At 64.0% G+C, this 23,396-nt stretch carries 22 protein-coding genes and 1 tRNA gene; 9 read left to right on the plus strand and 14 right to left on the minus strand.

Annotation, left to right across the window (positions count from 1 at the left end; translation table 11 throughout):
• Positions 1 to 3 precede the first annotated feature (3 nt).
• Positions 4 to 756: a sulfite exporter TauE/SafE family protein gene (locus ABIC03_RS23035; RefSeq protein WP_354061309.1), complete on the minus strand. Its 753-nt coding sequence runs from the start codon at positions 754 to 756 to the stop codon at positions 4 to 6.
• Positions 757 to 844: 88 nt separating this feature from the next.
• Between ABIC03_RS23035 and ABIC03_RS23040 the strand changes: the two genes are divergently transcribed.
• Positions 845 to 1,735, plus strand: a complete 891-nt coding sequence (locus ABIC03_RS23040) for a LysR substrate-binding domain-containing protein (RefSeq protein ID WP_018453344.1) — start codon at positions 845 to 847, stop codon at positions 1,733 to 1,735.
• A gap of 42 nt (positions 1,736 to 1,777) precedes the next feature.
• Here the strand turns inward: ABIC03_RS23040 and ABIC03_RS23045 are convergent, their stop codons facing one another.
• The 3 genes from ABIC03_RS23045 to ABIC03_RS23055 form a co-directional block, all read right to left on the minus strand.
• The gene (locus ABIC03_RS23045) at positions 1,778 to 2,743 is read right to left on the minus strand and encodes a Bug family tripartite tricarboxylate transporter substrate binding protein (protein ID WP_354061312.1); all 966 of its coding nucleotides are present in this window, start codon (positions 2,741 to 2,743) and stop codon (positions 1,778 to 1,780) included.
• A 17-nt stretch (positions 2,744 to 2,760) separates the two neighbouring features.
• Positions 2,761 to 3,543, minus strand: a complete 783-nt coding sequence (gene hisN, locus ABIC03_RS23050) for a histidinol-phosphatase (protein WP_354061314.1) — start codon at positions 3,541 to 3,543, stop codon at positions 2,761 to 2,763.
• A gap of 536 nt (positions 3,544 to 4,079) precedes the next feature.
• Positions 4,080 to 4,970, minus strand: a complete 891-nt coding sequence (locus tag ABIC03_RS23055) for an N-formylglutamate amidohydrolase (protein WP_354061316.1) — start codon at positions 4,968 to 4,970, stop codon at positions 4,080 to 4,082.
• Between the two features lie 399 nt (positions 4,971 to 5,369).
• Here ABIC03_RS23055 and cpdR point away from each other — a divergent pair, with 399 nt between their 5' ends.
• The 5 genes from cpdR (at position 5,370) to ABIC03_RS23080 (ending at position 7,489) form a co-directional block, all read left to right on the plus strand.
• On the plus strand, positions 5,370 to 5,729 hold the full coding sequence (gene cpdR, locus ABIC03_RS23060) for a cell cycle two-component system response regulator CpdR (protein ID WP_007597092.1): 360 nt from the start codon (positions 5,370 to 5,372) through the stop codon (positions 5,727 to 5,729).
• A 74-nt stretch (positions 5,730 to 5,803) separates the two neighbouring features.
• Positions 5,804 to 5,878, plus strand: a tRNA-Val gene (locus ABIC03_RS23065).
• 226 nt (positions 5,879 to 6,104) lie between these two features.
• The gene (locus ABIC03_RS23070; RefSeq protein WP_354061318.1) at positions 6,105 to 6,578 is read left to right on the plus strand and encodes an L-2-amino-thiazoline-4-carboxylic acid hydrolase; all 474 of its coding nucleotides are present in this window, start codon (positions 6,105 to 6,107) and stop codon (positions 6,576 to 6,578) included.
• A gap of 10 nt (positions 6,579 to 6,588) precedes the next feature.
• Complete coding sequence (locus tag ABIC03_RS23075) at positions 6,589 to 6,834, plus strand: hypothetical protein (RefSeq protein ID WP_354061320.1); 246 nt, start codon at positions 6,589 to 6,591, stop codon at positions 6,832 to 6,834.
• Between the two features lie 232 nt (positions 6,835 to 7,066).
• The gene (locus ABIC03_RS23080) at positions 7,067 to 7,489 is read left to right on the plus strand and encodes a RidA family protein (RefSeq protein WP_354061322.1); all 423 of its coding nucleotides are present in this window, start codon (positions 7,067 to 7,069) and stop codon (positions 7,487 to 7,489) included.
• Positions 7,490 to 7,558: 69 nt separating this feature from the next.
• On the opposite strand, the gene ABIC03_RS23085 is transcribed toward ABIC03_RS23080, so the two are convergent.
• On the minus strand, positions 7,559 to 8,650 hold the full coding sequence (locus ABIC03_RS23085; RefSeq protein ID WP_354061324.1) for an enolase C-terminal domain-like protein: 1,092 nt from the start codon (positions 8,648 to 8,650) through the stop codon (positions 7,559 to 7,561).
• A 178-nt stretch (positions 8,651 to 8,828) separates the two neighbouring features.
• On the opposite strand from ABIC03_RS23085, the gene ABIC03_RS23090 reads away from it, so the two are divergent.
• Positions 8,829 to 10,391 (plus strand): adenylate/guanylate cyclase domain-containing protein, encoded by a 1,563-nt coding sequence (locus ABIC03_RS23090; RefSeq protein WP_354061326.1) that lies wholly within the window; start codon positions 8,829 to 8,831, stop codon positions 10,389 to 10,391.
• Between the two features lie 218 nt (positions 10,392 to 10,609).
• Here ABIC03_RS23090 and ABIC03_RS23095 read toward each other — a convergent pair whose 3' ends face one another.
• From ABIC03_RS23095 to ABIC03_RS23110, 4 genes are all read right to left on the minus strand, one after another.
• A complete protein-coding gene (locus tag ABIC03_RS23095; protein WP_354062007.1) occupies positions 10,610 to 11,833 on the minus strand; it encodes an ABC transporter substrate-binding protein in 1,224 nt (407 codons plus the stop codon).
• A gap of 406 nt (positions 11,834 to 12,239) precedes the next feature.
• Positions 12,240 to 13,169 carry an alpha/beta hydrolase gene (locus ABIC03_RS23100; protein ID WP_275171027.1) on the minus strand — a complete coding sequence of 310 codons (930 nt, stop codon included), beginning with the start codon at positions 13,167 to 13,169 and terminating at the stop codon, positions 12,240 to 12,242.
• A 136-nt stretch (positions 13,170 to 13,305) separates the two neighbouring features.
• A complete protein-coding gene (locus ABIC03_RS23105) occupies positions 13,306 to 13,800 on the minus strand; it encodes a hypothetical protein (protein WP_354061328.1) in 495 nt (164 codons plus the stop codon).
• Positions 13,801 to 14,031: 231 nt separating this feature from the next.
• Positions 14,032 to 14,601: an alpha-ketoglutarate-dependent dioxygenase AlkB gene (locus ABIC03_RS23110; protein WP_354061330.1), complete on the minus strand. Its 570-nt coding sequence runs from the start codon at positions 14,599 to 14,601 to the stop codon at positions 14,032 to 14,034.
• 78 nt (positions 14,602 to 14,679) lie between these two features.
• On the opposite strand from ABIC03_RS23110, the gene ABIC03_RS23115 reads away from it, so the two are divergent.
• Entirely contained in the window at positions 14,680 to 14,820 is a 141-nt protein-coding gene (locus ABIC03_RS23115; RefSeq protein WP_007597071.1) for a hypothetical protein, read from the plus strand.
• Here the strand turns inward: ABIC03_RS23115 and ABIC03_RS23120 are convergent.
• The 3 genes from ABIC03_RS23120 to ABIC03_RS23130 are packed head-to-tail and all read right to left on the minus strand — an operon-like array spanning position 14,817 to position 18,614.
• On the minus strand, positions 14,817 to 16,403 hold the full coding sequence (locus ABIC03_RS23120) for an ATP-binding protein (protein ID WP_354061333.1): 1,587 nt from the start codon (positions 16,401 to 16,403) through the stop codon (positions 14,817 to 14,819). The genes ABIC03_RS23115 and ABIC03_RS23120 overlap by 4 nt on opposite strands.
• Complete coding sequence (locus ABIC03_RS23125; protein WP_354061335.1) at positions 16,400 to 17,104, minus strand: response regulator; 705 nt, start codon at positions 17,102 to 17,104, stop codon at positions 16,400 to 16,402. The genes ABIC03_RS23120 and ABIC03_RS23125 overlap by 4 nt, the downstream gene beginning before the upstream one ends.
• 19 nt (positions 17,105 to 17,123) lie before the next feature.
• Positions 17,124 to 18,614 (minus strand): DUF4153 domain-containing protein, encoded by a 1,491-nt coding sequence (locus tag ABIC03_RS23130; protein ID WP_354061337.1) that lies wholly within the window; start codon positions 18,612 to 18,614, stop codon positions 17,124 to 17,126.
• 187 nt (positions 18,615 to 18,801) lie between these two features.
• Here ABIC03_RS23130 and ABIC03_RS23135 point away from each other — a divergent pair, with 187 nt between their 5' ends.
• On the plus strand, positions 18,802 to 20,145 hold the full coding sequence (locus ABIC03_RS23135) for a glycoside hydrolase family 3 N-terminal domain-containing protein (RefSeq protein ID WP_354061339.1): 1,344 nt from the start codon (positions 18,802 to 18,804) through the stop codon (positions 20,143 to 20,145).
• On the opposite strand, the gene ABIC03_RS23140 is transcribed toward ABIC03_RS23135, so the two are convergent.
• Positions 20,142 to 21,761 carry an ABC transporter substrate-binding protein gene (locus tag ABIC03_RS23140; protein WP_354061341.1) on the minus strand — a complete coding sequence of 540 codons (1,620 nt, stop codon included), beginning with the start codon at positions 21,759 to 21,761 and terminating at the stop codon, positions 20,142 to 20,144. The two genes, ABIC03_RS23135 and ABIC03_RS23140, sit on opposite strands and share 4 nt — an antisense overlap.
• A gap of 95 nt (positions 21,762 to 21,856) precedes the next feature.
• On the minus strand, positions 21,857 to 23,311 hold the full coding sequence (gene hydA / locus ABIC03_RS23145; RefSeq protein ID WP_354061343.1) for a dihydropyrimidinase: 1,455 nt from the start codon (positions 23,309 to 23,311) through the stop codon (positions 21,857 to 21,859).
• Positions 23,312 to 23,396 lie beyond the last annotated feature (85 nt).

Genomic DNA, 23,396 nt, shown 5'->3' on the forward strand with positions numbered 1-23,396 from the left:
CTTTCACGCGAATTCCTTCAGCAGCGCACTCCCGGCGAGATAGAGGCCGAGCAGGATCATGGCGATCAGGAACCAGCGGCGAAACGCTTCCGCCGGCATCCGCGCCCGCACCGTTTGGCCGATGTACATGCCGGCAAACGCGCAAGCCATGCCCACAGCGCCCGGCACTGCATTGGCCGGCGTCAGCAATCCGCCCGCGGTGAGGTTGAAGGCGAGCGCCAGTGTCGCTGTCGTGAAGAACACGCCGAGCGCCTGCACCAGCTCGTCCTTCTCCATGCCGATCGCCTGCATGAACGGCATTGAGGGGATCACCTGCACGCCGGTCGAGGCCGAGATCACGCCGGTGACCACGCCGACCACGCCGCCAACCCATTTCTCGTTCTTTGGCGCAACGTGAAACTGGAATTTGTTCAGCCCGATGATCGCGTAGATGACGAGCAGGATACCGAGCACGATCGTGCCGTAGCGCGCATGCGGGCCAGTGAGCGCGCCGGCATTGAGCCAGCACCCGATGACGGTGCCGATCATCAGCGGCCACAGCCGCCTCAGGATGTCGCGCAAGTGGGGGCCGACGAAAGTCTGCCAGATGTTGGTGACGATGGCAGGCACGATCACGATGGCGATCGCGCGGCTGGGCGCCATGCTCACCGCGAGCAGGCCCATGGACACCGTCGGCAGGCCGAGCCCGACCACGCCCTTGACGAATCCGGCGAGCAGGAAAACGGCGGCGATGAGAACGAGGAGCGGGTCGATCATATCTGCACATTGACCGATGCCGCGCGCCGGCACAATCTGTAGGTTACGGAGATAGCCTTCGTTCGGAGCGAAGGCTGAAGGGACCCGGATGCGCTTCGACCTCGTCGACCTCCAACTGTTCATCGCGGTCGCCGACCAGCGCAGTATCACCCGCGGCGCGGAGCGGTCGCATCTGGCCCTGGCCTCGGCCAGCGCGCGCATCAAGGGGCTGGAGGATGCGCTCGGCGTCGCGCTGCTCAAGCGCGGGCGCCGCGGCGTCGAGTTGACCTCGGCCGGCGAGAGCCTGCTCGATCACGCCCGTCTCGTCATCCACCAGATCGACGCCATGCGCGGCGATCTCGCGGGCTTTGCCAGCGGCGTGCGCGCGAGCGTGCATTTCCTCGCCAATACCTCCGGCCTTTCGGAGCATCTGCCGAAGGCGCTCGCCGGCTTCCTGCGCGAGCATCGCGACGTCGCCATCGACATCGAGGAGCGCGAAAGCACCGACATCGCGGCCGCGATCACCGCCGGTGCCGCCGATCTCGGATTCGCCGCCGAGCACGCGCTGCCCGATCATATCGAGCGCTTCGCCTTCAGCGAGGATCGCCTGACGCTGGTGACGTCCAGGCGCGGCCCGTTCGCCGGCCGCCGCGCAATCGATTTCCAGGAGGCGGGCGCTTGCGACTTCGTCGGGCTGACCAGCGCCACCGCGCTCCAGGTTCATATTTCGAAGCACGCCGCCCGGCTCGGCATGCGGCCGCATTACCGCGCACGCTTGCGCGACTTCGATGCGATCTGCCAGATGGTCGCCGCCGATGTCGGCGTCGCGCTGGTGCCCGAAGCTGCCGCCCGTCGCTGCGCAAAACTGATGCCGCTCGCCATGGTCCGCCTGCGCGATAGCTGGGCCAACCGCAAACTCGTGATCTGCGCGCGAAGCTTCAAGACGCTGCCGCGCCCGGCGAAGATGCTGGTGGAGCATTTGCGGTCTGCGGCAGTGTGAGCTCTGAGATTTCCCCGCCCTTCAGCGAGGGGTAAGACGCAGCTACTTCGCGGTCTCCACGCCAGCGTCCTTGATCACCTTCGCCCATTTCCTGGTCTCGTCGGCGATAAAGGCGCGAAAATGCTCCGGCTCGTCGCCGATCAGCGTCGCGCCCTGGGCGGCGAGCTTTTCCTTCACCGCGGGATCCGCCATCGCCTTCGTGGTCAGATCATGCAGCGCGGTGACGATCTCCTTCGGCGTGCCCTTCGGCGCGACCATGCCGTACCAGTTCTCGATGCGCAGATCGGCAAAGCCGGCTTCCGCGGTGGTCGGCACGTCAGGCGCGGTCGGCGAACGCTCGGCCGAGCCGACCGCGATCGGCCGCAAGGCGCCCGCCTTGACCTGCGGTAGCAGCACGGGGAGATCCAGGAACGTCATCTGCACCTGCTGGCCCAGCAGATCGTTCACGGCCGGCGCCGCGCCGCGATAGGGCACGTGCACGATGTCGATCTTCGCCGTCAGCTTGAACAATTCACCGGCGAGATGCGGCAGGCTACCGGGTCCGGAGGACGCAAAGTTGAGTTTTCCCGGCTGCGCCTTGGCGAGCGCGATCAATTCCGCGATGTCTTTTGCGGGGACGTTGGTGGCGACAACGAGCATTTCCGGCACGGTCGCAACCAGAGTCACCGGCGTGAGGTCGTTCAGCGTATCGTACGCGACCCGCTCCATGCTCGGGCTGATCGCCAGCGCGCCGGCGCTGGAGATCGCGATGGTGTAGCCGTCAGGTGCAGCCTTGGAGACGGCATCGGTCCCGAGCACGCCGCCCTGGCCGCCGCGATTGTCGATCAGCACCGGCTGCCCTGATAGCTCCGACATGCGCTGGCCGATCACTCGCGCGATGATGTCGTTGGGGCCGCCAGCCGGGAACGGCACGATCAGCTTGATTGGCTTGGTCGGGAAATTCTGGGCGGAGGCGAGCGTCGGAAACAGAAGCAAGGCCGCGAGAAGGAGCGTGCGCGGGTTGGTCATGCAGGCTCCTGTATCGCTTATCCGTTGAGCAGTTTCAGTGCTTCTTCGTGAACCCTGGCGTCGCCGGCCGCGATGATGCGGCCGCCGCCCTGCGCCGGCTTGCCTTCCCAGGTGGTGACGACGCCGCCGGCGCCGGTCACGATCGGGATCAGGGCTGCGATGTCGTAAGGCTTCAGCTCGGTCTCGACCACGAGATCGACGTGACCTGCCGCCAGCATGCAATAGGAATAGCAGTCGCCGCCATAGCGCGACAGCCGCGCGCCCTTCTCGATGCGGCCGAAGATGGCGCGGTCGCGATCGTTCATCAGCAGCGGGCTGGTGGTGTAGGTTGTCGCCTCCGACAGCGAAGCACAGCGCCGGACCTGGAGCCGGCGCTCGCCGGAGGGGCCCTTATAATGAGCCGAGCCGCTGTCGCCGGAAAAGCGTTCGCCGATGAAGGGTTGGTGCATCATGCCGTACACCGGCGTGCCCTTGTGCAGGAGCGCGATCAGCGTGCCCCAGATCGGAAAGCCGCCGATGAAGGATTTGGTGCCGTCGATGGGATCGAGCACCCAGACATAGTCCGAATCCTCGCGCTCGTTGCCGAATTCCTCGCCGACGATGCCGTGCTGGGGAAAGTTGGCCTTGATCAGACGCCGCATCACCGCCTCCGCGGCGCGGTCGGCCTCGGTCACGGGGTCGAAATCCTTGGTCTTGCTCTTGTCCTCGATCGACAGCGAGGTGCGGAAGAACGGCAGGATGGTTTCGCCGGAGGCGGTGGCGAGCCGTCCGATGAAGGCGGAGAAATCGATCACCGTCACGGCGTATCCTCAAAAGCGAAAGTCGGGTGAAGCTCGCTCCTGCCTAGCTCAAATCGGAAGGATCGTGCAGCGCTGTCTTGCTTTTGCACCCTGGTATTTTGGATGCGGGAAGCGTTCGCCTCGTCAAAGACACCCGCTGGGCAAATATCGATCATTGAGTTGAAACCTTAGTTCCGGATCTGCCTCGTTCGTATGCAAATGACTATCAACCCATTGAATTTCCTTATCAAAGGAACTGAATCTGGGTTTCTCTGGAAGCAACCGAGCTATGTCCTCATTGCATGGGAAACTGCTCGAAAGCCCTTGCACTTTGTGCGTCGCGGCCGCATATTGTTGCGGTGCGGTAGCGCTTCTCGCGTTACTGCTGCCCTCCTTGGGCGTTTCCTCCCTAGACTTGGGCCGCTTCTTCATTAGAAGCGGCCCTTTTTTCTTTCAGCCTCTCATTTCTTTCAGCGTCGGCTTTCATTTCAATGCGCGCCGCGAAACGCGCTCGCGCTGATCGCACTCAGCCCAATCGTTCGAAGGAAACGTCGCGCCTATTCCGCCGCGGCCTGGAACGGGCCGAGATCGCCGAACGGGACCGTGGTCGCGAGCACGTCGGCGAGCACGCCGAAGTCCGACGCCACTTGCGCAAAGCGCGGAGTGCGCTCGCGCCGCCGCTCGTCCATGTAGATCGCGCGGTTGAGCTCGAGCTGCACGGCATGCAGGCCACTGGCCGGGTTGCCGTAATGCTCGGTGATGAAGCCGCCGGCATAGGGCTTGTTACGGCCGATCGAATAGCCGAGCCCGGCCATGGTCTCCTCGACCCGGTCGGGCAATAGCGGCGTGCAGCTGGTGCCGTAGCGGTCGCCGATCACGATGTCGGGCCGGCGCGGCTCGTCGCGGGAGACGCCGACCGAGGGCATCGAATGGCAGTCGACCAGCACGACGGTGCCGAACATCTGGTGCACCTTGTTGATCAGCCGGCGCAGCGCGCGATGATAGGGCTTGTACAGCGTCTCGATCCGTCCCAGCGCATCGTCGACCAGGATACGTTCGCGATAGATCTCCTGGCCGTCGCCGACCACGCGCGGAATGGTGCCGAGCCCGCCGGCAACCCGCATCGAGCGGGTGTTGGCGAAGCTCGGCAGGCGCCCGGTGAACATCCGGGGATCGAGCTCATAGGGCTCACGATTGACGTCGACATAGGAGCGCGGAAAGTTGACCCGCACGGTCGGAAAGCCGCGCTCGCTGAGATGGCCGATCAGCTCGTCCATGAAGGAATCTTCGGAACGCCGCAGCGTCGGCAGGTCGATCCTGGAGGCGCTGAGGAATTCGTCCGGATAGGTCGAGCCGGAATGGGGCGAGTTGAAGATAAGCGGCGCGCGCCATTGCGCGGGCTCAACGATCTCGAAGGCTGGCGACTTGTCGCCGTCAAACCGGGTCATCTTCTCAGGCTTCGTCCCTTGGTGTCAGGCTTCGTCCCTTGGTAATCAGGCTTCGCCTCTCGGTATCAGGCTTCGCCCTCGGCGCCGCACGATCCAACAAGCCCGGCACAGGCCTCAACACATTGATTCGGCCGATCGGGCGGCTCTTATGTGTCGTCATTGTCCGGAATCGCAACCATCCTGCCAAGCGAAAAGATGAGATCTGCTCTGGAACATGTCTTAACCCTGCGGGCAGCGAGGTGGGGACCGGCAGGTCCGGCTCGATTGCTTCGTACCGTATTCCGGTTCACAAGAGTCCGGCAGCGCGAGCTGCGGAGGGTAAAGATTTTCACCCCAAATTTACCCTCCGTCGGGCTTAGTGACCTCTGCTGATATCCTCTGGGGATTCGACTTTCCGCCATGCCAAAGATCCTGCTCGCCGAAGACGACAACGACATGCGCCGTTTCCTGGTCAAGGCGCTGGAAAACGCCGGTTTTCAGGTCTCGTCCCATGATAACGGCATGGCCGCCTATCAGCGGCTGCGGGAAGAGCCGTTCGAGATGCTCCTCACCGACATCGTGATGCCGGAGATGGACGGCATCGAGCTCGCCCGCCGGGCCTCGGAACTCGACCCCGACATCAAGATCATGTTCATCACCGGCTTTGCCGCGGTCGCGCTGAACTCGGATTCGGACGCCCCCAAGAACGCCAAGGTGCTGTCCAAGCCCGTGCATTTGCGCGAATTGGTCAGCGAAGTGAACAAGATGCTGGCGGCCTAAATCGGCCCCCTTCCGTCCTTGCACCGGCTCCCCTGAGCCGTTATAGGGACCCGACCCGATCTAGACGACATCTAGGGCGCGTAGCTCAGCGGGAGAGCACTACCTTGACATGGTAGGGGTCACAGGTTCGATCCCTGTCGCGCCCACCATCCTTCGCTCGCGAAGCGAGTGAAGGATGCCACGCCGAAGCCCAAAGGGCGCAGGCGGGCTGCCGCCGCGAGCTTCGGCTCGGCAAGCCACCAATCTCGTTGAGAAGCGTGTCCGGCGTAGCTCGAAGAGCGTAGACGGACTTTTCGTCGGGACCTCGGTCCGGCAAGCCACGATCTCCTATAGCAACACTGATGTGCTACCGTCGTCTCGGACGCGGGGCCGCCCATGAGCATTTCCGTCATCGAGCAAGCAAAGATCCAGGCGCAGGTGCTCGTGCCCCTCGTCAAGGCGCTTCAGGCCGAGCTCGGCGAGGTGCGCGCCAACGCGCTGGTGCGCAAGGCGCTCGGCGATCTCTATCGCGGTTTCGGCGAGGAATTCTGGAAAGCCAAGAACGAGAGCGATCTCGGCAAGGCGGTGTCGTCGGCATTCAAAACCTACGCCCGCGACGATGCGCTCGCCTATGAAGTCATCGAACAGTCGCAGGATTCATTCGCGTTTGACGTCACGCGCTGCGCCTATGCCGAGTTCTACAAGGCGCTCGGCGAGCCCGAACTCGGCTTTCTCCTGATCTGCGCCGCCGACTTCGCGACCGCGGAAGGTTTCGGCTCCGACATCAAGCTCACGCGGACGCAAACGATCATGCAAGGAGCCGGTCATTGCGACTTCCGCTACCGGCGCGATGGAGAGGGGTCACAGTGAGGAACTCCAGATGATGCGGGTGGGCTGTCTTGCGGTGGCCGCGCTGGCGCTGATTACGTCGCGCGCTGATGCCGCGACCATCGACTGGCAGGCCGAGCTCCAGCGCTGCCGCGCGCTGCGCGAAAACGTGGCGCCACTGCTGCAGGCCGGCCAAGGAATATCCGCGGTCGGCCGCTCCAACAGATCCGTGCGTCGCTGCATCTGGATCCAGCGCCGGGCGGTGCGCAAGAAAATCCCGGACGCGGAGACGTGGTAGCGCGGGCACCTCTCAGGGGACGCCTTCTTCGGCCCGCGTAGCAGGTCCTTCCATGACCTCGCGGGAGCGTATCTTGTCGGGCTGAATCCGCACCGCCGCCTACTGCGAAGCTGCGCAGCCTTGATCCGTGACTCGCCGCCTGCCATTGTCCGATCCTTCACCGCGGCGACGAACCTGGCATTCGGCGAAACTCTATCGCTTAGCGAGATGTGGAAGAAGGCAGGTTACCGAAATGAGTAGTGTGAACAAGCCCGGCGGCAACTACCTGCCGGTGATCATCCATAGTGGAATTGCGTATGTCAGTGGTCAGCTGCCGCGTCGCGGCGAAGACCTGCTGTACTCAGGCAAGGTCGGCGCAGGCGTCGATGTCGCCGCCGCACAGGAGGCTGCTGCACTCTGCGCTGATCTCTGCATTTCGGCCATCAACCACGCAACAGGCGGAGAGGACAAGATCGTCCAGGTCTTGCAGCTCGTTGGATACATCGCCTCGGCGCCTGGATTTACGCAGCAATCGCAAGTCATGAACGGCGCCTCCGACCGGCTGATCGAGCGCCTAGGTGATCGCGGTCGTCACACGCGTACATCCGTCGGCGTCGCCGAGTTGCCGCGGGGCGCACCGGTCGAGCTCAGTATGATTGCCGCTGTTCGGTCGTAGCGGGCATATTCGCTCGCTGATCGTCAGGTTCCGAAGTCCGCACTTTGATGCGTCGCGACGAAACACGGTCTATTCGACCAGATACTTCTTTACCGCCGCCTCGTCCCACGCAATCCCGTTGCCGGGTTCCTCGCCCGGCAGCGCAAAGCCGTCCTTGATCTGCAAACGTGTCGCGAGCACCGCATCGGCCCAGTCGACATATTCTAGCCAGTGCGCGGTCGGCGTTACGCAGAGCAGATGGGCGCTGACTTCCGAGAACAGATGCGTCGACATCTCGATCCCGGCGGCGTGCGCCAGCGCGGCGGCGCGCAGCCAGCCGGTGACGCCGCCGATGCGCTGCACGTCGGGCATCACGTAGTCGCAGGCCTCAGCGGAGAGCGCGGATTGCATCGCGAACGCGCTGTCAAAATTCTCGCCGATCTGGACCGGGGTGCGCAACGCATCCGCGATACGGGCGTTGCCCTCATAATCGTCGTGACGGATCGGCTCCTCGATCCAGGTCAGCCCCTCATCGTCGAGCATCTCGCCGCGGCGGATCGCCTCGCTGACCGTCAGCGCCTGGTTGTAGTCGCACATCAGCGTCACGTCGTCGCCGACGGCCTTGCGCACCGCGCGCACCACCTTCAGGTCTTCCCGCGCATCGGGGCGGCCGACGCGGATCTTTGCGGCCTGAAAGCCCTCGGCCAGCAGCTTGTGGGCTTCCTCCACCGCAGCACCAGCCGGCATGATGCCGAGCCCCTTCGAATTGTAAGCCCTGACCGGCTTCGGCGCGCCGCCGAGCAGGCGCGCCAGCGGCAGGCTTCGAGCGCGTGCCAGCGCGTCCCATGCCGCCATGTCGATGCCGGATTGCGCCAGCCGCTGCAGGCCGGCCAAACCCAGGAGCGTGAAGCGCTGGGTCAGCTTGCGCTCGATCTCGAACGGCAGCAGCTCGTCGCCCGCAAGCAGCTCCGACATTTCCGCGACCATCGCCGTCAGCGGCTTCAAGGCCGCGGGCGTGATCGAGAACAGATACGCGTGCCCGGTTGCGCCGAGGTCAGTCTCGCAGTCGATCAGCACCAGCGGCGCCTTTGCGACAGCCCCGGTCGAGGTTTTGAGCGGGAGGTTCATCGGCACGATGACGGCGCGCGCATTGAAGCGCTTGATACGGATGGTCTCGGTCATTTGGTGGATCTCCCGGCGAAGTGAATGGAAGTCAATGCCGATCTTAAACATTCGCCATGAAACGAAAAGCCGCTTGGCGCGACCACCATAAAATGGGGTTGCGCGGGAGCGCGTTTATTGGCTCTGTGCCGCAAATCCCCCGAGATCAAGACAAGAACGCTCATCACGGAGCCAAAGAGTGAAGCAAGAGATCTCCGAAGAACAGCGCAAGAGCGGTATCTTGACCGGTGCCGCGATCGTCTTCCTGCTGCTCGCCCTGCCGCTGGCCGTATGGCTGGATCTGACGGAGCTGAGCAAGACGGGGCTGCGCCGGCAGGCCCTCGATCTCAATTCGGTCATTACCAGCGTGCGCAGCTACTACGCGTCCAACGTGGTCGGTCGCATCCTCGCCAATCAAAATGGCTCGACAAAGGTCGCTCACAACTACGAATCCGTTCCCGGCGCGATCCCGATCCCGGCGACATTGTCGCTGGAACTCGGGCGGGTGATCGGGGCGCAGCAGGAAAACATCACCTACCGTTTCGTCTCGGATTTCCCGTTCCAGAACCGCGCCCCGCACCAGCTCGACAAGTTCGAGAAGGATGCGCTCGAATCGCTTCGCAACGATCCCGAGCAGAAGATCGTCGAGACCGAGACCTCGCTGTTCAACGACAAGGTCCGGCTGATCGCTCCGGTGACGATGGGCCCGGCCTGCGTTAGCTGCCACAACAGCCACCCCGAGAGCCCGAAGAAGGACTGGAAGGTCGGGGACGTCAGAGGCATCCAGGAGGTGATCATCGCCCAGCCGATCGCCGCCAACATCTTCTCGTTCAAGTTTTTGCTCGCCTATTTTCTGATCGCCGCCGGCAGCGGCCTGTCGTTCCTCTCGCTGCAGCGCCGCCAGGCGAGCCGCATCAAGGGCATGAACAAGGAACTCGAATCCGCCAACGACTTCCTCGCCTCGCTCTCGATGAAGATCTCGCGCTACATTCCGCCGCAGGTCTACCGGAGCATCTTCTCCGGCCAGAAGGACGTCACTATCCACACCGAACGCAAGAAGCTCACCATCTTCTTCTCCGACATCCAGAACTTCACCGCGACGGCGGAGCGACTCCAGCCGGAGTTACTGACGCAGCTCCTCAACGAATATTTCACCGAGATGTCGGCGGTCGCCCACGAATATGGCGGCACCGTCGACAAGTTCATCGGCGATGCCATGCTGATCTTCTTCGGCGATCCCGAGACCAAGGGCGACCGGGCCGACGCGCAGGCTTGCCTCCAGATGGCCTGGCGCATGCAGCACCGCCTCACTGAGCTCAATGCGAAATGGCGCGCCTCCGGCATCGAGTTGCCGTTCAAGGCCCGCATGGGCATCAATTCCGGCTATTGCAATGTCGGCAATTTCGGCAGCAGCGACCGCATGGACTACACCATCATCGGTGCCGAGGCGAACCTCGCCGCGCGCCTGCAATCGATCGCCGAGCCCGGCGGCATCGTGCTGAGCTACGAAACCTTCGCGCTGGTCAGCGACGTCGTCCGCGCCCACGCGCTGCCCGCGATCACGATGAAGGGCATCAGCCGCGAAGTGATTCCCTATTCGGTCGACGCGCTGAACGACGCGGCGGCCGAAAGGAGCGGGATCATCACCGAGCGTGCGCCCGGGCTGGAGCTATATCTCGACCCCGCGGTGGTGAAATCCGGCGACGCGGCGCGGGTACGCTCGCTGCTGGAGAACGCGCTGGCCTCGCTGAAACCGGCGTGAGGACGAACAGGCTTTCCTGATTGAGCCCCCGTTGTGGCCGCGAGGAAGGTCTGCCACCTCTCCCGCTTGCGGGAGAGGGCTGGGGAGAGGGTGTCTCCTCAATGGGAGAGCCCCCAAGCGGAGAGAGCCCTCACCCGGCGCTTCGCGCCGACCTCTCCCGCAAGCGGGAGAGGTTTTAGCCGCGGCGCTGTTGCTTCACTCACGCGCCTCACGTCAACTCACCGCGCCGCGCCTTCCGTAAACGCCGTCTCGATCACGTCGCCGAAGGGTTGCCAGGAACGGCCGTCGAACTGGACCAGCCGCATCTGCCTGATCGGCAAATAGCTGGTTGGCGAGGTGTTCATCCTGATGTCGGGCAGGGCGACCGAGGGCTGATAATTCTTCAGCGAAGCAGCCTGACGCATGATGTTCTCGCGCGAGAAATCGTCGCCGCATTGCTTCAGCACCTGTGTCAACGCCTCGGCTGCGGCATAGCCATAGAGCGCCGCGCTGTTGTTGGTGCTTTCGACGTGATGGTACTTGTCCATGAAGGCGAACCAGTCCTTCATGGCGGGATCGTCCTTCCATGCGGGATCGCTCGGGTCCTTCAGGAAGGCCGCCGAGATCACGCCGGAGGAATTCTCCAGGCCTGCGGGCGCCATCGCGTTCGCGATCGAGGCGGAGGCGTCATTGACGATGAAGACCGGGCGCCATTTCATTGACGCTGCCAGCTTGATCACCTTGGATGCCGTCGACGGCACGCCGAGAAAGACGAAAATATCGGCGCCGGCGCGCTTGAGGATCGACACGTGTCCGTCGAGATGCTCGTCGGCAATGTCGAAAGCGATGTCGACGAGGACGAGACGGTTCAGATCGCCAAGACCTTCCTCCATGCCCTTGAGAAGCGCACGCCCGAACTGATCGTTCTGCCAGAGCACCACGATCTTCTTCCTGGGATAATAGGCTTGGAGATAGTTGGCGTAGATGCGCCCCTCCGACCGGTACGACGGCTGCCAGCCCATGGTCCAGGGAAACGCCTTGGCCTGGCTCAGCTCCTCGTCGCCGGAGGCGACGAACAGCTGCGGGATCTTCTTCGCGTTCAGATACCAGCGCGCGGCGAGATTGCCCGGTGTGCCGAACGAGCCGAACATCAAATGCACGTCGTCCGTCTCGACCAGGTTGCGGGTCAGCTCCAGCGCGGTCGTCGGATCGGAATTGTCGTCGCGGGTGATGAAGCGGATCTTGCGCCCGTTGATGCCGCCGCGCGCGTTGACCATGTCGAAATAGGCCGCTTCCGCCTGTCCGATGGCGCCGAACTCCGAGAGCGGCCCCGAATAAGGCATGACATTGCCGATGCGGATTTCGTTGTCGGCGGTGGGTTGATCGGCACGTTGCTCGGACATCGCGCCGAGCGACGCGAACGCGATCATCGAAACGAACAGCATCCTGCCGGTGACGCCCATGCTCAACACCTTGTCGTTGGCCCCCAACGAGGTCGGCTCACTCCGCAGCAAGACGAGTTGATCTACGTCAAGCGTTTGTCAAAGCTGTGGCTGGATGGCGCGCTTCGACGCGGCGCCTGTTGAGTCCGACGGAAAGCGGCAGGCGTGCTGACGCGCCGACGATCGAGAGAGTCCCCGTGTGGCACCCCTCTCCCTAAGCCTCCCACAAGGGGGGAGGGAACGCAGTTGTGCGTATCGCTGCTTCAGGTGATCACAATTGGCTTTGGCTCTGTGAGCTCATCGAGCTGGTGAGCCCTATTTTCACCCGGGGCACACTGCGCTCCCTCCCCCCTTGTGGGGGAGGGCGGGGGAGAGGGGTAGCCCAGCAAAAGGAGTGTGTCTTAGCGTACGGCTGGCAGGCAAACCTCTATGGCAGCCCGCGCGCCTCGAGCTGATGCACCAGCAGCAGCGTCGGCTCGGCGAGGCTGTCGCCGGAGCCGTCGAGGCCGAAGGCGCTTGCGATGCCGTCGCGGCTGCGCAGCAGCGCGCTACGCGGACAATGGCCGGCGCCGCAGAGCGTCTTCTTCAAGGTTTCGCCCTGCGCCGTGATGCCGGCGGAATCATCCGCAGCCCAGGCCAGCACGATCGGGACGTCGACATTGAGGATGCCGGGGAAGACCGAACGCTTGTTGTATTGGCTGGCGTCGCTGCCGAGATAGGCCTTCTCGCTGTCGCTCGCGTCCTTGCCGGCGCGGTAGACCCCGGACACCAGCACGACCGCCGCGACGTCGGCGCGGTCGGTCTGGAGCTCGGGATGAGCCAGCAGGGTGGCGACATGGAAGGCGCCGGCGCCGTAGCCGACGGCGACGATCTCGCGGGCATCGCCGTTGAACAGGTCGATATTGCCGTGGACCCAGGACAGCGCCGCCGCCACGTCGGTCGCACCCGCCGGCCACGTCGCCGAGGGCGCCAGCCGGTAGTTGACTCGCACGCCGATCATGTCGTTGCGCGCGGCAAAGCACATGGCCTGATCCTGGATCTGGCGCGACAGCTCCGGCGCAGCGCGATCGCCGGTGAAGGTGTCGCCGGTCACGAACAGCAGCACCGGCCGCGGCGTATCCGCCTTGGTCGTGGCGGTGGCGACATCGAGCACATTGGCTTCGCTCTCGCCGTAGCGCAGGCCGCGCGAGAAGGTGACCTGCTCGCACAGCCGCGCGGTGCCGCCCGCGGCGGTGTCGTTGTCGGTGAGGCCGACCCGGACGAGATCGGACGGCGCGGCCGGCAGCATCGGTAGGGGACCGTGTGCGGAGGCTGCCGTGATGCCCAGAATTAGAAAAAATGCGAGAAAATTCTTCATGTCGGTGTCGGCCCTGCGTGCCCGATATGGGCTCGCGCGTTTGGCCCGTCTTTTCAATTCGCCTTATTAGTTAGTTGGTCATGAGGCGATTTCACGGCACCGCGGTTCTCTCCCGGCTCCGTCCGCCGCGCCTGGTTCAATTGCCCGGCTGGAAGGTGCAATCCGCCCCGCTGCCGTCCTTCCGGCGGATGGCATTGGGGTCGATCGTGCAGCTCAGCTTCGTCAGGCTCTCGAAATTCGATCCCGCGGCGCCGTCGGACGGAATGCCGGCCAGGGCTTCGGTGGCGAAGATCTCGTTGGCCGTGGAGCCGTTCACGGTCCTGGTCTTCTTGCCGAATGTGACTTCGCAGTTCCGGACGGTAATGTCGACATTGCCGGCGCGACAGACGATTCGATCGGCGGTCACCACGATCGGCTTCTTGTAGGGAATGTCGCTGTTGGCGGCGAACAGCATCGCCATTGCCTTCTTCTCGGCGCCGGACAGGTCAGAGGACAGCGGCGCGATCACCCCTGCGAGCGCCAGCGCCGTCGAGCCCGAGACTTTTGCGGGCGTCGCGTCGGAGGCATCGGCGACGCCGGAGGCGGTTGCGACGACGAGGGCGCAGGCGAGGATCAATCGACCGGCTTTCATCTTGCCTCCCTGGACCTGCAATCGCGGCTTCCCTCCCGCGCGGCGCGTGGAACCAGTTTAGCATGTAAACACGAATTGGAAGGCAAGTTCGCCGGGCCTTGCGCCCTTGCGCGGTGCGGCTGTTTTGCCCCGAGGTGTCAAACGGTTATGGCGCGCGGCCGAGCCTCGCTACAACATGGCCGTTCTACTGTGCATGGGGTTATTTTCGCGTTTTTTTGTTTGGCCGGCCGGTCAGGCCTGCTTCATCGTCCGGAAGGTGATGGAATAGCGGCGCGCCTCGACCGGTGGGATGCTGTGCTCCCATCGCGACCGCGCCTCGCCGTCCATCATGTAAAGCGAGCGCGGCCGGGCTTCGAGCGTGTGGCGCTCCCATTTGTCGCCGCTACGGCGGCGGAAGCGGAATTTGCAGGACGAGCCGAGCGACAGGCCGAGGATTTTGTCGAAATGCGGCTTGTCGCGATGCCAGCCGATGCCGACGCCGGCCTCGTATTCGGTGCAGAGCACCTGCCGCACGCTGCCGCCGGCGAGCCCCGCCCATGCCTCGACTTGCCGCGCGACGGAGAGGACCCAGTCCGGGATCGGCTCGGCCTCGGCCAGCCGCTGCGCTGTGTAGTCATAGCCATAACCGAAGGACGCCACCCGGCGGTTGCCCTCGAAGGCGCCGAACTGGAAGCGCTGGAGCGGCAATGCTGCGATGCGGCCGATCAGCGCCTGCTCGACGGCGGCCTCGACGAAGTCATCGGTGTAGCGAAGGCCGGCAGGCCCTGCTTGCGGATCGGCGAACAAACCAAGCTGCGTCATCCTCGCATTTCCGTGATGGAACCTAATAGTGGCTGATGCGACTTACATATGACGCGGAAAGTAACGTGCGAGGCTGTCATGGCAGAGAAGCATACCGCCGATCCGGCAGAGATCATGCGGGCGACCGGTCATCCTGAGCTGGAATACGCCGCCGGCTGGACCATCGCCGGTCTGGTCACCATCGGCACCATCGTCGCCGCCTGGGTGTTCGCGATCTAGCCCATTGGAAACTGCAGCTCGAACGCCGCGCCCCGATCGGTCGGCTTGAGCCTGATCGAGCCGCCATGGCTCGCCATCACCGCGCGCGCAATCGCGAGCCCCATCCCGGTGCCGCCCTGATCGCGGCGGGTGGTGAAGAACGCATCGAAGATCCTGTCGCGGTTCGGCGCCGAGATCGGCTCGCCGTCATTACTCACAGTCAGAAGCAGGGTCGTACGCTCATCGATCGCCTCCAGCCTGATTGTCCCGGCCTTGTGCCGCATCGCATTGTCCGCGAGATGCGACAGCACGATCAGCGCCTTCTCCGCCGACATGCCGATCATCAGGTCGAGGCTGCCGCTGGCCTTGATTGAGCTCACCGGAAACCGGCTCCTGAGTTCGGCAATCACGGGCGCCAATTCGGTGCGCTCGTTTTGCGGCAGGCTTTCGGCACGCGCGAGTTCGCGCAGCCGCTGCGCCATCGCTTCCAGCCGCTTTGTGTCGGACAGGATGTTGGCGATGAACGTCTCCTGCTCGGCCGGAGTCAGGCTGCCTGCTTTGCCCTGAGCCGAATCCTGCAATAGCTCCGCGGCGCCCTTGATCGAGGTCAGCGGCGATTTCAGCTCGTGGGTGAGGTGGGCCGAGAACGTCGCGATATAGTCCGAGCGCCGCGCCAGCTGCTCGGCCATGCCGAGGAAGCTGTGCGAGAGCTGCGCGAACTCGCGTGTGCCGTAATGTCGGAGCGGCCTGAACGCCTCGCGGTCGCCGCGGCCTATTCTGGTGGCGCGATCGATCAGCTCGCGCATCGGCAGCGTGATGGTGCGCGAGAATACGAGGCCGATGGCGATCGTGCCGAGAATTACGGCAAGCCCCGCCAGCACGAACTTGGCCCGCTCCTGGTAGAGATGGTCGAAGATGTTGCTCGGCGTCCGCGTCGTGTAGATCACCCCGGCAACGCGGTTGTTGACGATGACAGGCATTGCCGAAAACACGTGGACGCCGAGGCCGCGGCTAAAGGAATAGATCGATGGCGGCGGCTTGTCGGGCACGCGGTTGCGCAGGGTGGCGCGATATTGCCCATGCAGCGCGTCCGCGACCTCCTCGATATGGGCGAGCGATTGCCCGATCTCCTGCCGCCCGGCGATCACCACGCCTTGGGGATCGAGGATGCGAAAGCCTGCCAGCGTCACCTTCTGGGTCTCACGGATGATCGGCGTCAGTCTCGCGCCAATATCGACATAGGCTGGCTGCGCCGGCCGGATTGCTGCTTGCGCCTCGGGTCGCCGCCGCAACAAATCGTTGGCGGTGAGGTCGAGCGCGGGGCGGATCGGGGTGACCTGGTCGCCGGGATCAGGCAGCACGTTCGGCGGCACCTCGGCGCCGAGCGTCAGGCCGCTGTCGAGCCGCGTTGTGACCTCCTGCGCGTAGATCGTCGCGAGCACGCGGCTCTGTGCGATCAGCTCGGCCTGGGTCTGGCGGATCAGCTGGTTGTCGTAGAGGCGGAAGAAGAACAGCCCGACCAGAGGCAGCACGCCGACGGTCGCCAGCACCGTGAAGATCACCAGGGTAAGCGACGGCCGCCATTTGTCGGGCGCGGCGCTCATGCCTCCTTCTCGCAGCGGCCGAGCTTGAAACCGACGCCGTGGATGGTCTCGATGACGTTGTCACAGGCCAGTGCCGCGAGCTTGGCACGGATGTTGCGGATGTGGCTGTCGATGGTGCGGTCGGAGACCTGGATGTTGAGCTGGTAGGCGGCCCGCATCAGTTGCTCGCGATTGAACACGGAAGTCGGCCGGGTCAGGAACGCGCGCAAGATGCCGAACTCGATCGCAGTCAGCTTCAGCGGCGTGCCGGCGAACGACGCGACATGCTGCTCGGCATCGATCAGCAGGCCGCCTTGCGCGAGTGACGACGGCCCCGCCTTGGCTTCGCCATTGCGCGGGCCGAGCCGGCGCAGGATGACGTTGACCCGCGCCACCAGCTCGCGCGGGCTGAAGGGCTTTGTCACATAGTCGTCGCCGCCGATCTCGAGGCCGAGGATGCGGTCGATCTCCTCGTCGCGGGCCGACAGGAACAGGATTGGAACGTCGGAGCTCTTGCGCACCTCGCGGCAGACGTCGAGGCCGTCGAATTCGGGCATGCCGATGTCGAGTACGATCAGATCAGGCTTGTCGGCGGCAAAGCGGGTCAGCGCCTCCTTGCCGTCGCGGGCCTCGATCACGTCCATGCCGGCTTTCTTCAAAGCGACGCGGATGACCTCGCGGATATGGCCTTCGTCGTCGACGATGAGAATGCGATGCGCCAAGAACCTCTCCGCTGCCTCGTCAGCCCGCCGGCCGAGCTTTCGCCAGCGCGTCCAGCCTGCGCTGGAGCCGCCAATTCCGGAAGCCCCAGCTCCGCCAGGCCAGATCCTGACGCTGGACTTCTACAAGCCGATCGCGCCGCGACACAAGGCAGTTGTCGTCCGGGCGATGAGCGATGACCTTGTCGAGGGCAGGCAGCGCCTGCGGCCCGAGTGTGAGGAGATAGTCGGCGTCGATGTTCAAGCCCTTACCGGACATTTCGTTGCTGTGGCTCAGATTATAGTCGGCGATGAAGGCATCGAAGTTCACCAGCGAGCAGCCATACAGCGCGATCGTTAACGCGATCAGATTGGCGCCGACGAGCCATTGGTTGGGCTTGTCGAGCACGATACGGGCGACGATCAGGATCAGCCCGAGCGCCACCAGCCCCATCCAGATGAAGGCTGCGATGCGCCAGTAGGTCAGCATGTAGATGTCGACGTAAAGGTCGAGGCGAAGGATGGAGGAGGCGACCAGCAGGACGTTCTGTCCCACCCAGAGATAGACCAGCGGCCGGATGATCTTCGATTTCTCCGCCGGGCCGCCCGGACGCATCGCCACCAGCACGAAGGCGGCGGCGAGCAGGGCGGTGGCGATCAGTGGGTAGGCGCCGCGATGGGCATAGGCGGCATAAGTCATGTTGGCCGGCAGCGCGACATGGCCCCAGAGGTAGATGCCGTCGAGAATGGACTGTGCCGCGAACAGCAGATTGAACAGGATCAGCGAACGCAGGATGGTGGACGGGCCCAGGAACTCAGCTGAGACTTGCGACTGTAGCGGCGGCGGCACGGGGATATCTGCGATGGTCGTGGTGACAATCTTTCTGCGCCGCCAGCGCACATGGATGAACGGCCAGACCAGCGACAGCATCATGGTCCAGAACAGCACGCGCGGGATGCTGACATAGTCGAGAATGAGCTTTGGATTGAGCAGGAACACCCACTGCTCAATCAGCGGATTGGCTGCGGCGAACAGTGCTATGAAGACAGTGCTCAGCGCTGCAGGCAGAAGCCAGAGTGCGATGCTCCGAGTGAGTGCCGACATGTTGAAGATTTGAAGTGCTTCGGGGAAGACCCTGAAGGGCCCGAACAGGACAAAGTTTCGTATCGCCCGGGCACGGTCCGCGAAGCCCGTCGTCTCCGAATTGGTCGCGAGCAGCAGTGCCATGAGCAGCGCCGCGACGAGGATCAGGAAGGACAGCGCATTGAGCTCCTCTGTCGCCGGCACGAGACCGGCGACGAGAATGGCCGCGCTGGTGATGCCGCGTCGCAGGTCCAGCGCCGCATGATTGAACAGCATCGACACGCAAGCCGTCGCGATCGCAAAGAGCGTCAGCGATAGTCCGATCCGTGGGCCATAGAACAGCCAGTCGGCGGCCGCGGCCAGTGCCAGTGCGAGACCAAGCTTGGCAGGAATGGAGGAAGGCCTGATCGGCTGGAGGTCCGCTGCTATCGTCGTAGCCAGGCTCGTCATGTCCAGAAGACCTTTCGTGAATGGTGGCATCACGAAGTCTGAACGTCGTTCGTGCAGAAGGTGAGATCGTCGTCTGCACGGTTTCAGGAGTCTTTTGCAGATTTCGTGCAGGCGCGCTTTTGGTCCTTACGCGGCGCAAATCGCTTTGATAGGTGCGATGCGTTCATCACATTGGGCGTGACGCATCATGCAATCCCTCAACCGCATTGGTCTCATTCTGCTCTGGCTTGCCGCGCCTCTCGTCGCATTTGCGGCCGCGAACAAGAACGATCCCTATCTGCTCGTGCTGCGCGGCGCTGGAAACATCGCGGTTGTCGTCACAAGCATCGTGATCGTCATCGTGCTGCTGCGCCGCGGGCGTTGGCGCAGCACCGCGGGCAAGCTGCTCGTCATGCTCTGGTGCGCTCCGCCGCTCCTGATGTCGGCGGCGCATCTGAAATTCGAACTGCGCAAGCACGATGTGCTTGCCGCCAGTACGGCCGAGGCGCGTCAGCTCGGGCCTCACTTCATGGTCGGTTATTCCTCCTTCCCGGAGGTCGCGCGCCTTGCCGAGCAGGGTTTGATCGGCGGTGTCTACGTCACCCGGCACAACATCCGGGGCCTGACCGCCGAGGCGCTGCGTGCCGAGATCGCGGCGCTCCAGGACAAGCGGCGAGCCGCCGGGTTGCCGCCGCTGGTGGTCGCCGCGGACCAGGAGGGCGGCATCGTCGGGCACCTTGCGCCGCCGTTGACGAAGCTGCCGGCGCTGGCGACGCTTGCCGGGCTTGCCCCCGATGACCAGCAGGCCAAAGCAGCAGAGTTCGGCCGCATCCACGGACGTGAACTCGCCGGGCTCGGCGTCAACCTCAATCTCGCACCGGTGCTCGATCTCAAGCCGCCGGTCCGGCGCAATCGCCTCGATTTCCACACGTTGATCGGCCAGCGCGCGATTGCGTCCGATCCAGCTGTCGTCGGCGCGATCGCGAGCGCTTATGTGCGCGGGCTGGAAGAATCCGGCGTCGGCGCCACGCTCAAGCATTTTCCCGGCATCGGGCGCGTGCGCACCGACACGCACCATTTCAGCGCCAACCTCGACGCGCCGGTGAAGGAGTTGGAGGCAACCGACTGGCTTCCGTTCCGCGAGGTGCTGTCGCATTCGCGCAGCGCGCTCATGGTCGGACATGTCACGCTCACGGCCGTCGATCCCGACCGAGCCGCCTCGCATTCGAAGCGCGTCGTCGAGGGGATCATCCGAGACAAATGGGGCTATCAGGGTATCGTCATGACCGACGATCTCGTGATGGGCGCGATCTACCAGCACGACGTCTGCCAAGCCGTCGTGGAAGCCATCAACGCAGGCGTCGACCTGCTGCTGGTCGCCTATGACGGCGCGCAATTCTACCGGATTTTCGCTTGTGCCCTGGATGGATCGCGGCAAGGCAAGCTCGACACGGCGATGCTGCGCGCGAGCGAGGCGCGGCTCGCGCGGGGTTTCCCGTCCGAGCAGGCGCGAGCCGCCTCACGCCCTGTGAGCATCGCGGGTCAAAACTAGCCCTTTGCGAACTGCCGGTAGTCAGGCTCGCGATGAAACCAGAACTCGTAACCGGTGATGGCCTTTTGCATCGCGACGTCGTGGATCGGCTGATTGAGCGGAATGACGGGAACGTCGCGCATGCAGAGCGCGATGAAATCCTTCACGGCCTTGTCGTACTCGGCGGCATCCGTGGTGAACCGCGCCTTGTCGATCAGCGCGTCCATCTCTTTGTTCTGGTACGAGGAGATGTTGAAGATCGAGTTGTTGCCATGAAAATTCCAGTAGAAGTAGTATTCGGGGTAATCGAGCCAGCCGCTGAAACGGTTCAGCGCGAGGGGGAGCTCCTTCTTGTTCAGCGTGGTGCGCCAGTTCGCGCCGGGAATCTTTTCGATTGCCGCCTTGATTCCGATCTTGGCGAGGCTCTCCTGGATCAGGATCGCGGTCGGCTCGCCGACCGTGGCCGTGCCGGTGTCGAGCGACAACGTCGTCTCCAGCCCTGACTCGAAGCCTGCCTCCTTCATCAAGGCTTTGGCCTTGTCGAGATCGGTGACATAGGGAAACGCCTGTGGCCAGACCGGCTTGGAGACGTCTGCTGCTCCGCCATACATGGGAACGGCACGTCCGAAGAACGCGCTGTTCTGGATCTGCTCATAGGGCATCGCCCAGGCGACGGCCTGGCGCAGCTTTACATTGTCGAACGGCGGCTTTGCGGTGTTGAGCGCGACGGACCAGAGCGCATTCGGGATCGGCACGCCCGAGACCTTGACCTTGCCCTCCTTGATGATCTGCTCGAAGTCACGCGGCGCGAAGCCGCTGGAGATATCCGCATCACCCCGCTCCAGCATGGCGCGGCGGGTGCCGGCGGAGGGGACGTCGCGCGCGATCACGCGTTTGAGCTTCGGGAGAGGTCCGCTCTTCCAATCGTCGAAGCGCGCCAGCACGGTCTCGCTGCCCGGCTTCCAGCTTTCGATCCTGTAAGCGCCGCCGCCGGCCTCGTTGTTCCTGAGCCAGGCCAGTGCCCATGGGTCTTCCGCCGTCGCGTTCTTTTTCGCGAGCTCCGAGTTGATGATGAAGGGCACGACCACCGCGACGTTGAACAGCAGCATCTTGTCCTTGCGCACATAGTCGATGCGGAAGGTGTGGTCGTCGACCATGACGAACTGCTCGGGCTTCTCCAGCGATCCCGCCGACATCTGGAAGGTCGGAAAGCCTCCAACCTTCACCGCGCGGTCGAACGACCATTTGACGTCTTTCGCCGTGACCGGCGTACCGTCGTGAAATTTTGCGTCCTTTCGCAATTTGAAAGTGCAGGACATGCCGTCGGCCGCAACCTCCCAGCTCTCGGCGAGTTCAGGTGCGAGCTTTTCGCGGTCATAAGACAGCGTGCCGTCGGGGAGCGTCTTGGAGGCGTAGCTCAGCAGGCGATCGTAGCAATTCCAGGACAGTCCGTTCACGGTCTGATTGGAGCCGACGCCCTGCATATCGAGCGAGTTTGGCCCGAGCTCCTGCACCACCAGCAGCGTCTCTGCGCGCCCTTGCGCCGAGGCGAAGCGCGGAGCGAGGGCGGACATTCCGGCGAGGCCGAGGCCGCCGAGCACTCTGCGGCGGTTCAGGTCGAAAGATGATGCGCTCATGGGTGCCTCACTCTTGAGAGATTTGCACCCTAAAGAGGCAAGGCGCATGCCACCGGCCGCGCTTCACGGCGCCGCATCCTGTGCGCATCTCAGCTCTACGGCGACACCGCTCCGCGGCTCACGGCCCGCGGGGCAGTCAGGTCTTTACAGGTGGAATTGGCGACATGCACCGGCGAGAACGCCGGGCGCTCGACATAATGGCCGTCGCCGGCCTCGGCGCGCAGATCGCCATCCTTCCAGACCATTCGGCCGCGCGACAGCGTCGCCGCCGGTCCGCCGGTGCAGGAAAAGCCCTCGAACACATTGTAGTCGATCCGGCTCATCTGCCGCTTCGCGCTGATAGTCCTGCTCGCCTTGGGATCCCAAACCACGACATCCGCGTCCGAGCCGGCGGCGACCGCGCCCTTGCGCGGATAGATGTTGAGGATGCGGGCGATGTTCGCCGAGGTCACTGCGACGAATTCCTCCTTCGTCAGCCGTCCCGTGGTGACGCCCGCGGTCCACAGCAGCGCGAGGCGATCTTCGAGGCCGCCGGTGCCGTTCGGGATCTTTCTGAAATCGCCGCGCCCGAACCGCTTCTGCTCGGTGGTGAAGGCGCAGTGGTCGGTCGCGACCACCTGCAGCGAGCCGGCTTGCAGACCGGCCCAAAGACTATCCTGATGCGACCTGTCGCGGAACGGCGGCGACATCACGCGCTGCGCGGAATGATCCCAGTCCTTGTTCTGATATTCACCGGCGTCCAGCAGCAAGTGCTGGATCAGCGGCTCGCCGTACACGCGCTTGCCCGCCGCACGTGCGCGCGCGATCGCCTCATGCGCTTCGCGGCAGCTCGTGTGCACGATGTAGACCGGCGTCCCTGTCATGTCGGCGATCATGATGGCGCGGTTGGTGGCTTCGCCCTCGACCTCCGGCGGCCGTGAATAAGCGTGTCCTTCGGGGCCGGTGACACCGCGCGCGATCAGCGCCTCCTGCATCAGGGCGACGACGTCGCCGTTCTCCGCATGCACGACCGGCATGGCGCCGAGATGGGCGCAGCGGGCGAACGAGTTGTAGAGCTCGTCGTCGTTCACCATCAGTGCGCCTTTGTAGGCCATGAAGTGCTTGAAGGTGTTGATGCCGTAGGTTTTGACCACGGTCTCCATCTCGTCGTGGATCTGCTTCGACCACGACGTCACCGCCATGTGGAAGCCGTAGTCGGAGGCCGCCTTCTCGGATTTGTGCCGCCACTCCTGATAGGCCGCGAGCATCGACTGGCCGGGATCGGGCAGGCAGAAATCCACCACCATGGTGGTGCCGCCGACCAGTGCCGCCTTGGTCCCCGATTCGAAATCGTCGGCGGTGACCGTGCCCATGAACGGCATTTCGAGATGGGTGTGCGGATCGATGCCGCCGGGGATGACGTAGGCGCCGCCGGCATCGATGGTCTCGCTGCCGACGGGCGCATCGAGCGACTGCCCGACCGCGACGATGGTCGCGCCGTCGATCAGCACGTCCGCGCGGCGCGAATGATCATGATTGACGACGGTGCCGCCGCGGATGAGGAGGGGCATTGGAGGCTCCGGAGTGAGGCGTGAACCTCGCGAAGCTAAGCGCGCTGCATGCGACGCGACAGGTGAAATTTTAGTCAGCCATCGC

It is taken from the genome of Bradyrhizobium sp. RT6a (genome assembly GCF_040547675.1).
Taxonomy (GTDB): domain Bacteria; phylum Pseudomonadota; class Alphaproteobacteria; order Rhizobiales; family Xanthobacteraceae; genus Bradyrhizobium.

Coding starts and splice junctions, on each gene's coding strand:
- ABIC03_RS23035 (WP_354061309.1), bottom strand. CDS start 756: ATGATCGACCCGCTCCTCGTTCTCATCGCCGCCGTTTTCCTGCTCGCC.
- ABIC03_RS23040 (WP_018453344.1), top strand. CDS start 845: ATGCGCTTCGACCTCGTCGACCTCCAACTGTTCATCGCGGTCGCCGAC.
- ABIC03_RS23045 (WP_354061312.1), bottom strand. CDS start 2,743: ATGACCAACCCGCGCACGCTCCTTCTCGCGGCCTTGCTTCTGTTTCCG.
- ABIC03_RS23055 (WP_354061316.1), bottom strand. CDS start 4,970: ATGACCCGGTTTGACGGCGACAAGTCGCCAGCCTTCGAGATCGTTGAG.
- cpdR (WP_007597092.1), top strand. CDS start 5,370: ATGCCAAAGATCCTGCTCGCCGAAGACGACAACGACATGCGCCGTTTC.
- ABIC03_RS23070 (WP_354061318.1), top strand. CDS start 6,105: ATGAGCATTTCCGTCATCGAGCAAGCAAAGATCCAGGCGCAGGTGCTC.
- ABIC03_RS23075 (WP_354061320.1), top strand. CDS start 6,589: ATGATGCGGGTGGGCTGTCTTGCGGTGGCCGCGCTGGCGCTGATTACG.
- ABIC03_RS23080 (WP_354061322.1), top strand. CDS start 7,067: ATGAGTAGTGTGAACAAGCCCGGCGGCAACTACCTGCCGGTGATCATC.
- ABIC03_RS23085 (WP_354061324.1), bottom strand. CDS start 8,650: ATGACCGAGACCATCCGTATCAAGCGCTTCAATGCGCGCGCCGTCATC.
- ABIC03_RS23095 (WP_354062007.1), bottom strand. CDS start 11,833: ATGGGCGTCACCGGCAGGATGCTGTTCGTTTCGATGATCGCGTTCGCG.
- ABIC03_RS23100 (WP_275171027.1), bottom strand. CDS start 13,169: ATGAAGAATTTTCTCGCATTTTTTCTAATTCTGGGCATCACGGCAGCC.
- ABIC03_RS23105 (WP_354061328.1), bottom strand. CDS start 13,800: ATGAAAGCCGGTCGATTGATCCTCGCCTGCGCCCTCGTCGTCGCAACC.
- ABIC03_RS23110 (WP_354061330.1), bottom strand. CDS start 14,601: ATGACGCAGCTTGGTTTGTTCGCCGATCCGCAAGCAGGGCCTGCCGGC.
- ABIC03_RS23115 (WP_007597071.1), top strand. CDS start 14,680: ATGGCAGAGAAGCATACCGCCGATCCGGCAGAGATCATGCGGGCGACC.
- ABIC03_RS23120 (WP_354061333.1), bottom strand. CDS start 16,403: ATGAGCGCCGCGCCCGACAAATGGCGGCCGTCGCTTACCCTGGTGATC.
- ABIC03_RS23130 (WP_354061337.1), bottom strand. CDS start 18,614: ATGACGAGCCTGGCTACGACGATAGCAGCGGACCTCCAGCCGATCAGG.
- ABIC03_RS23135 (WP_354061339.1), top strand. CDS start 18,802: ATGCAATCCCTCAACCGCATTGGTCTCATTCTGCTCTGGCTTGCCGCG.
- ABIC03_RS23140 (WP_354061341.1), bottom strand. CDS start 21,761: ATGAGCGCATCATCTTTCGACCTGAACCGCCGCAGAGTGCTCGGCGGC.
- hydA (WP_354061343.1), bottom strand. CDS start 23,311: ATGCCCCTCCTCATCCGCGGCGGCACCGTCGTCAATCATGATCATTCG.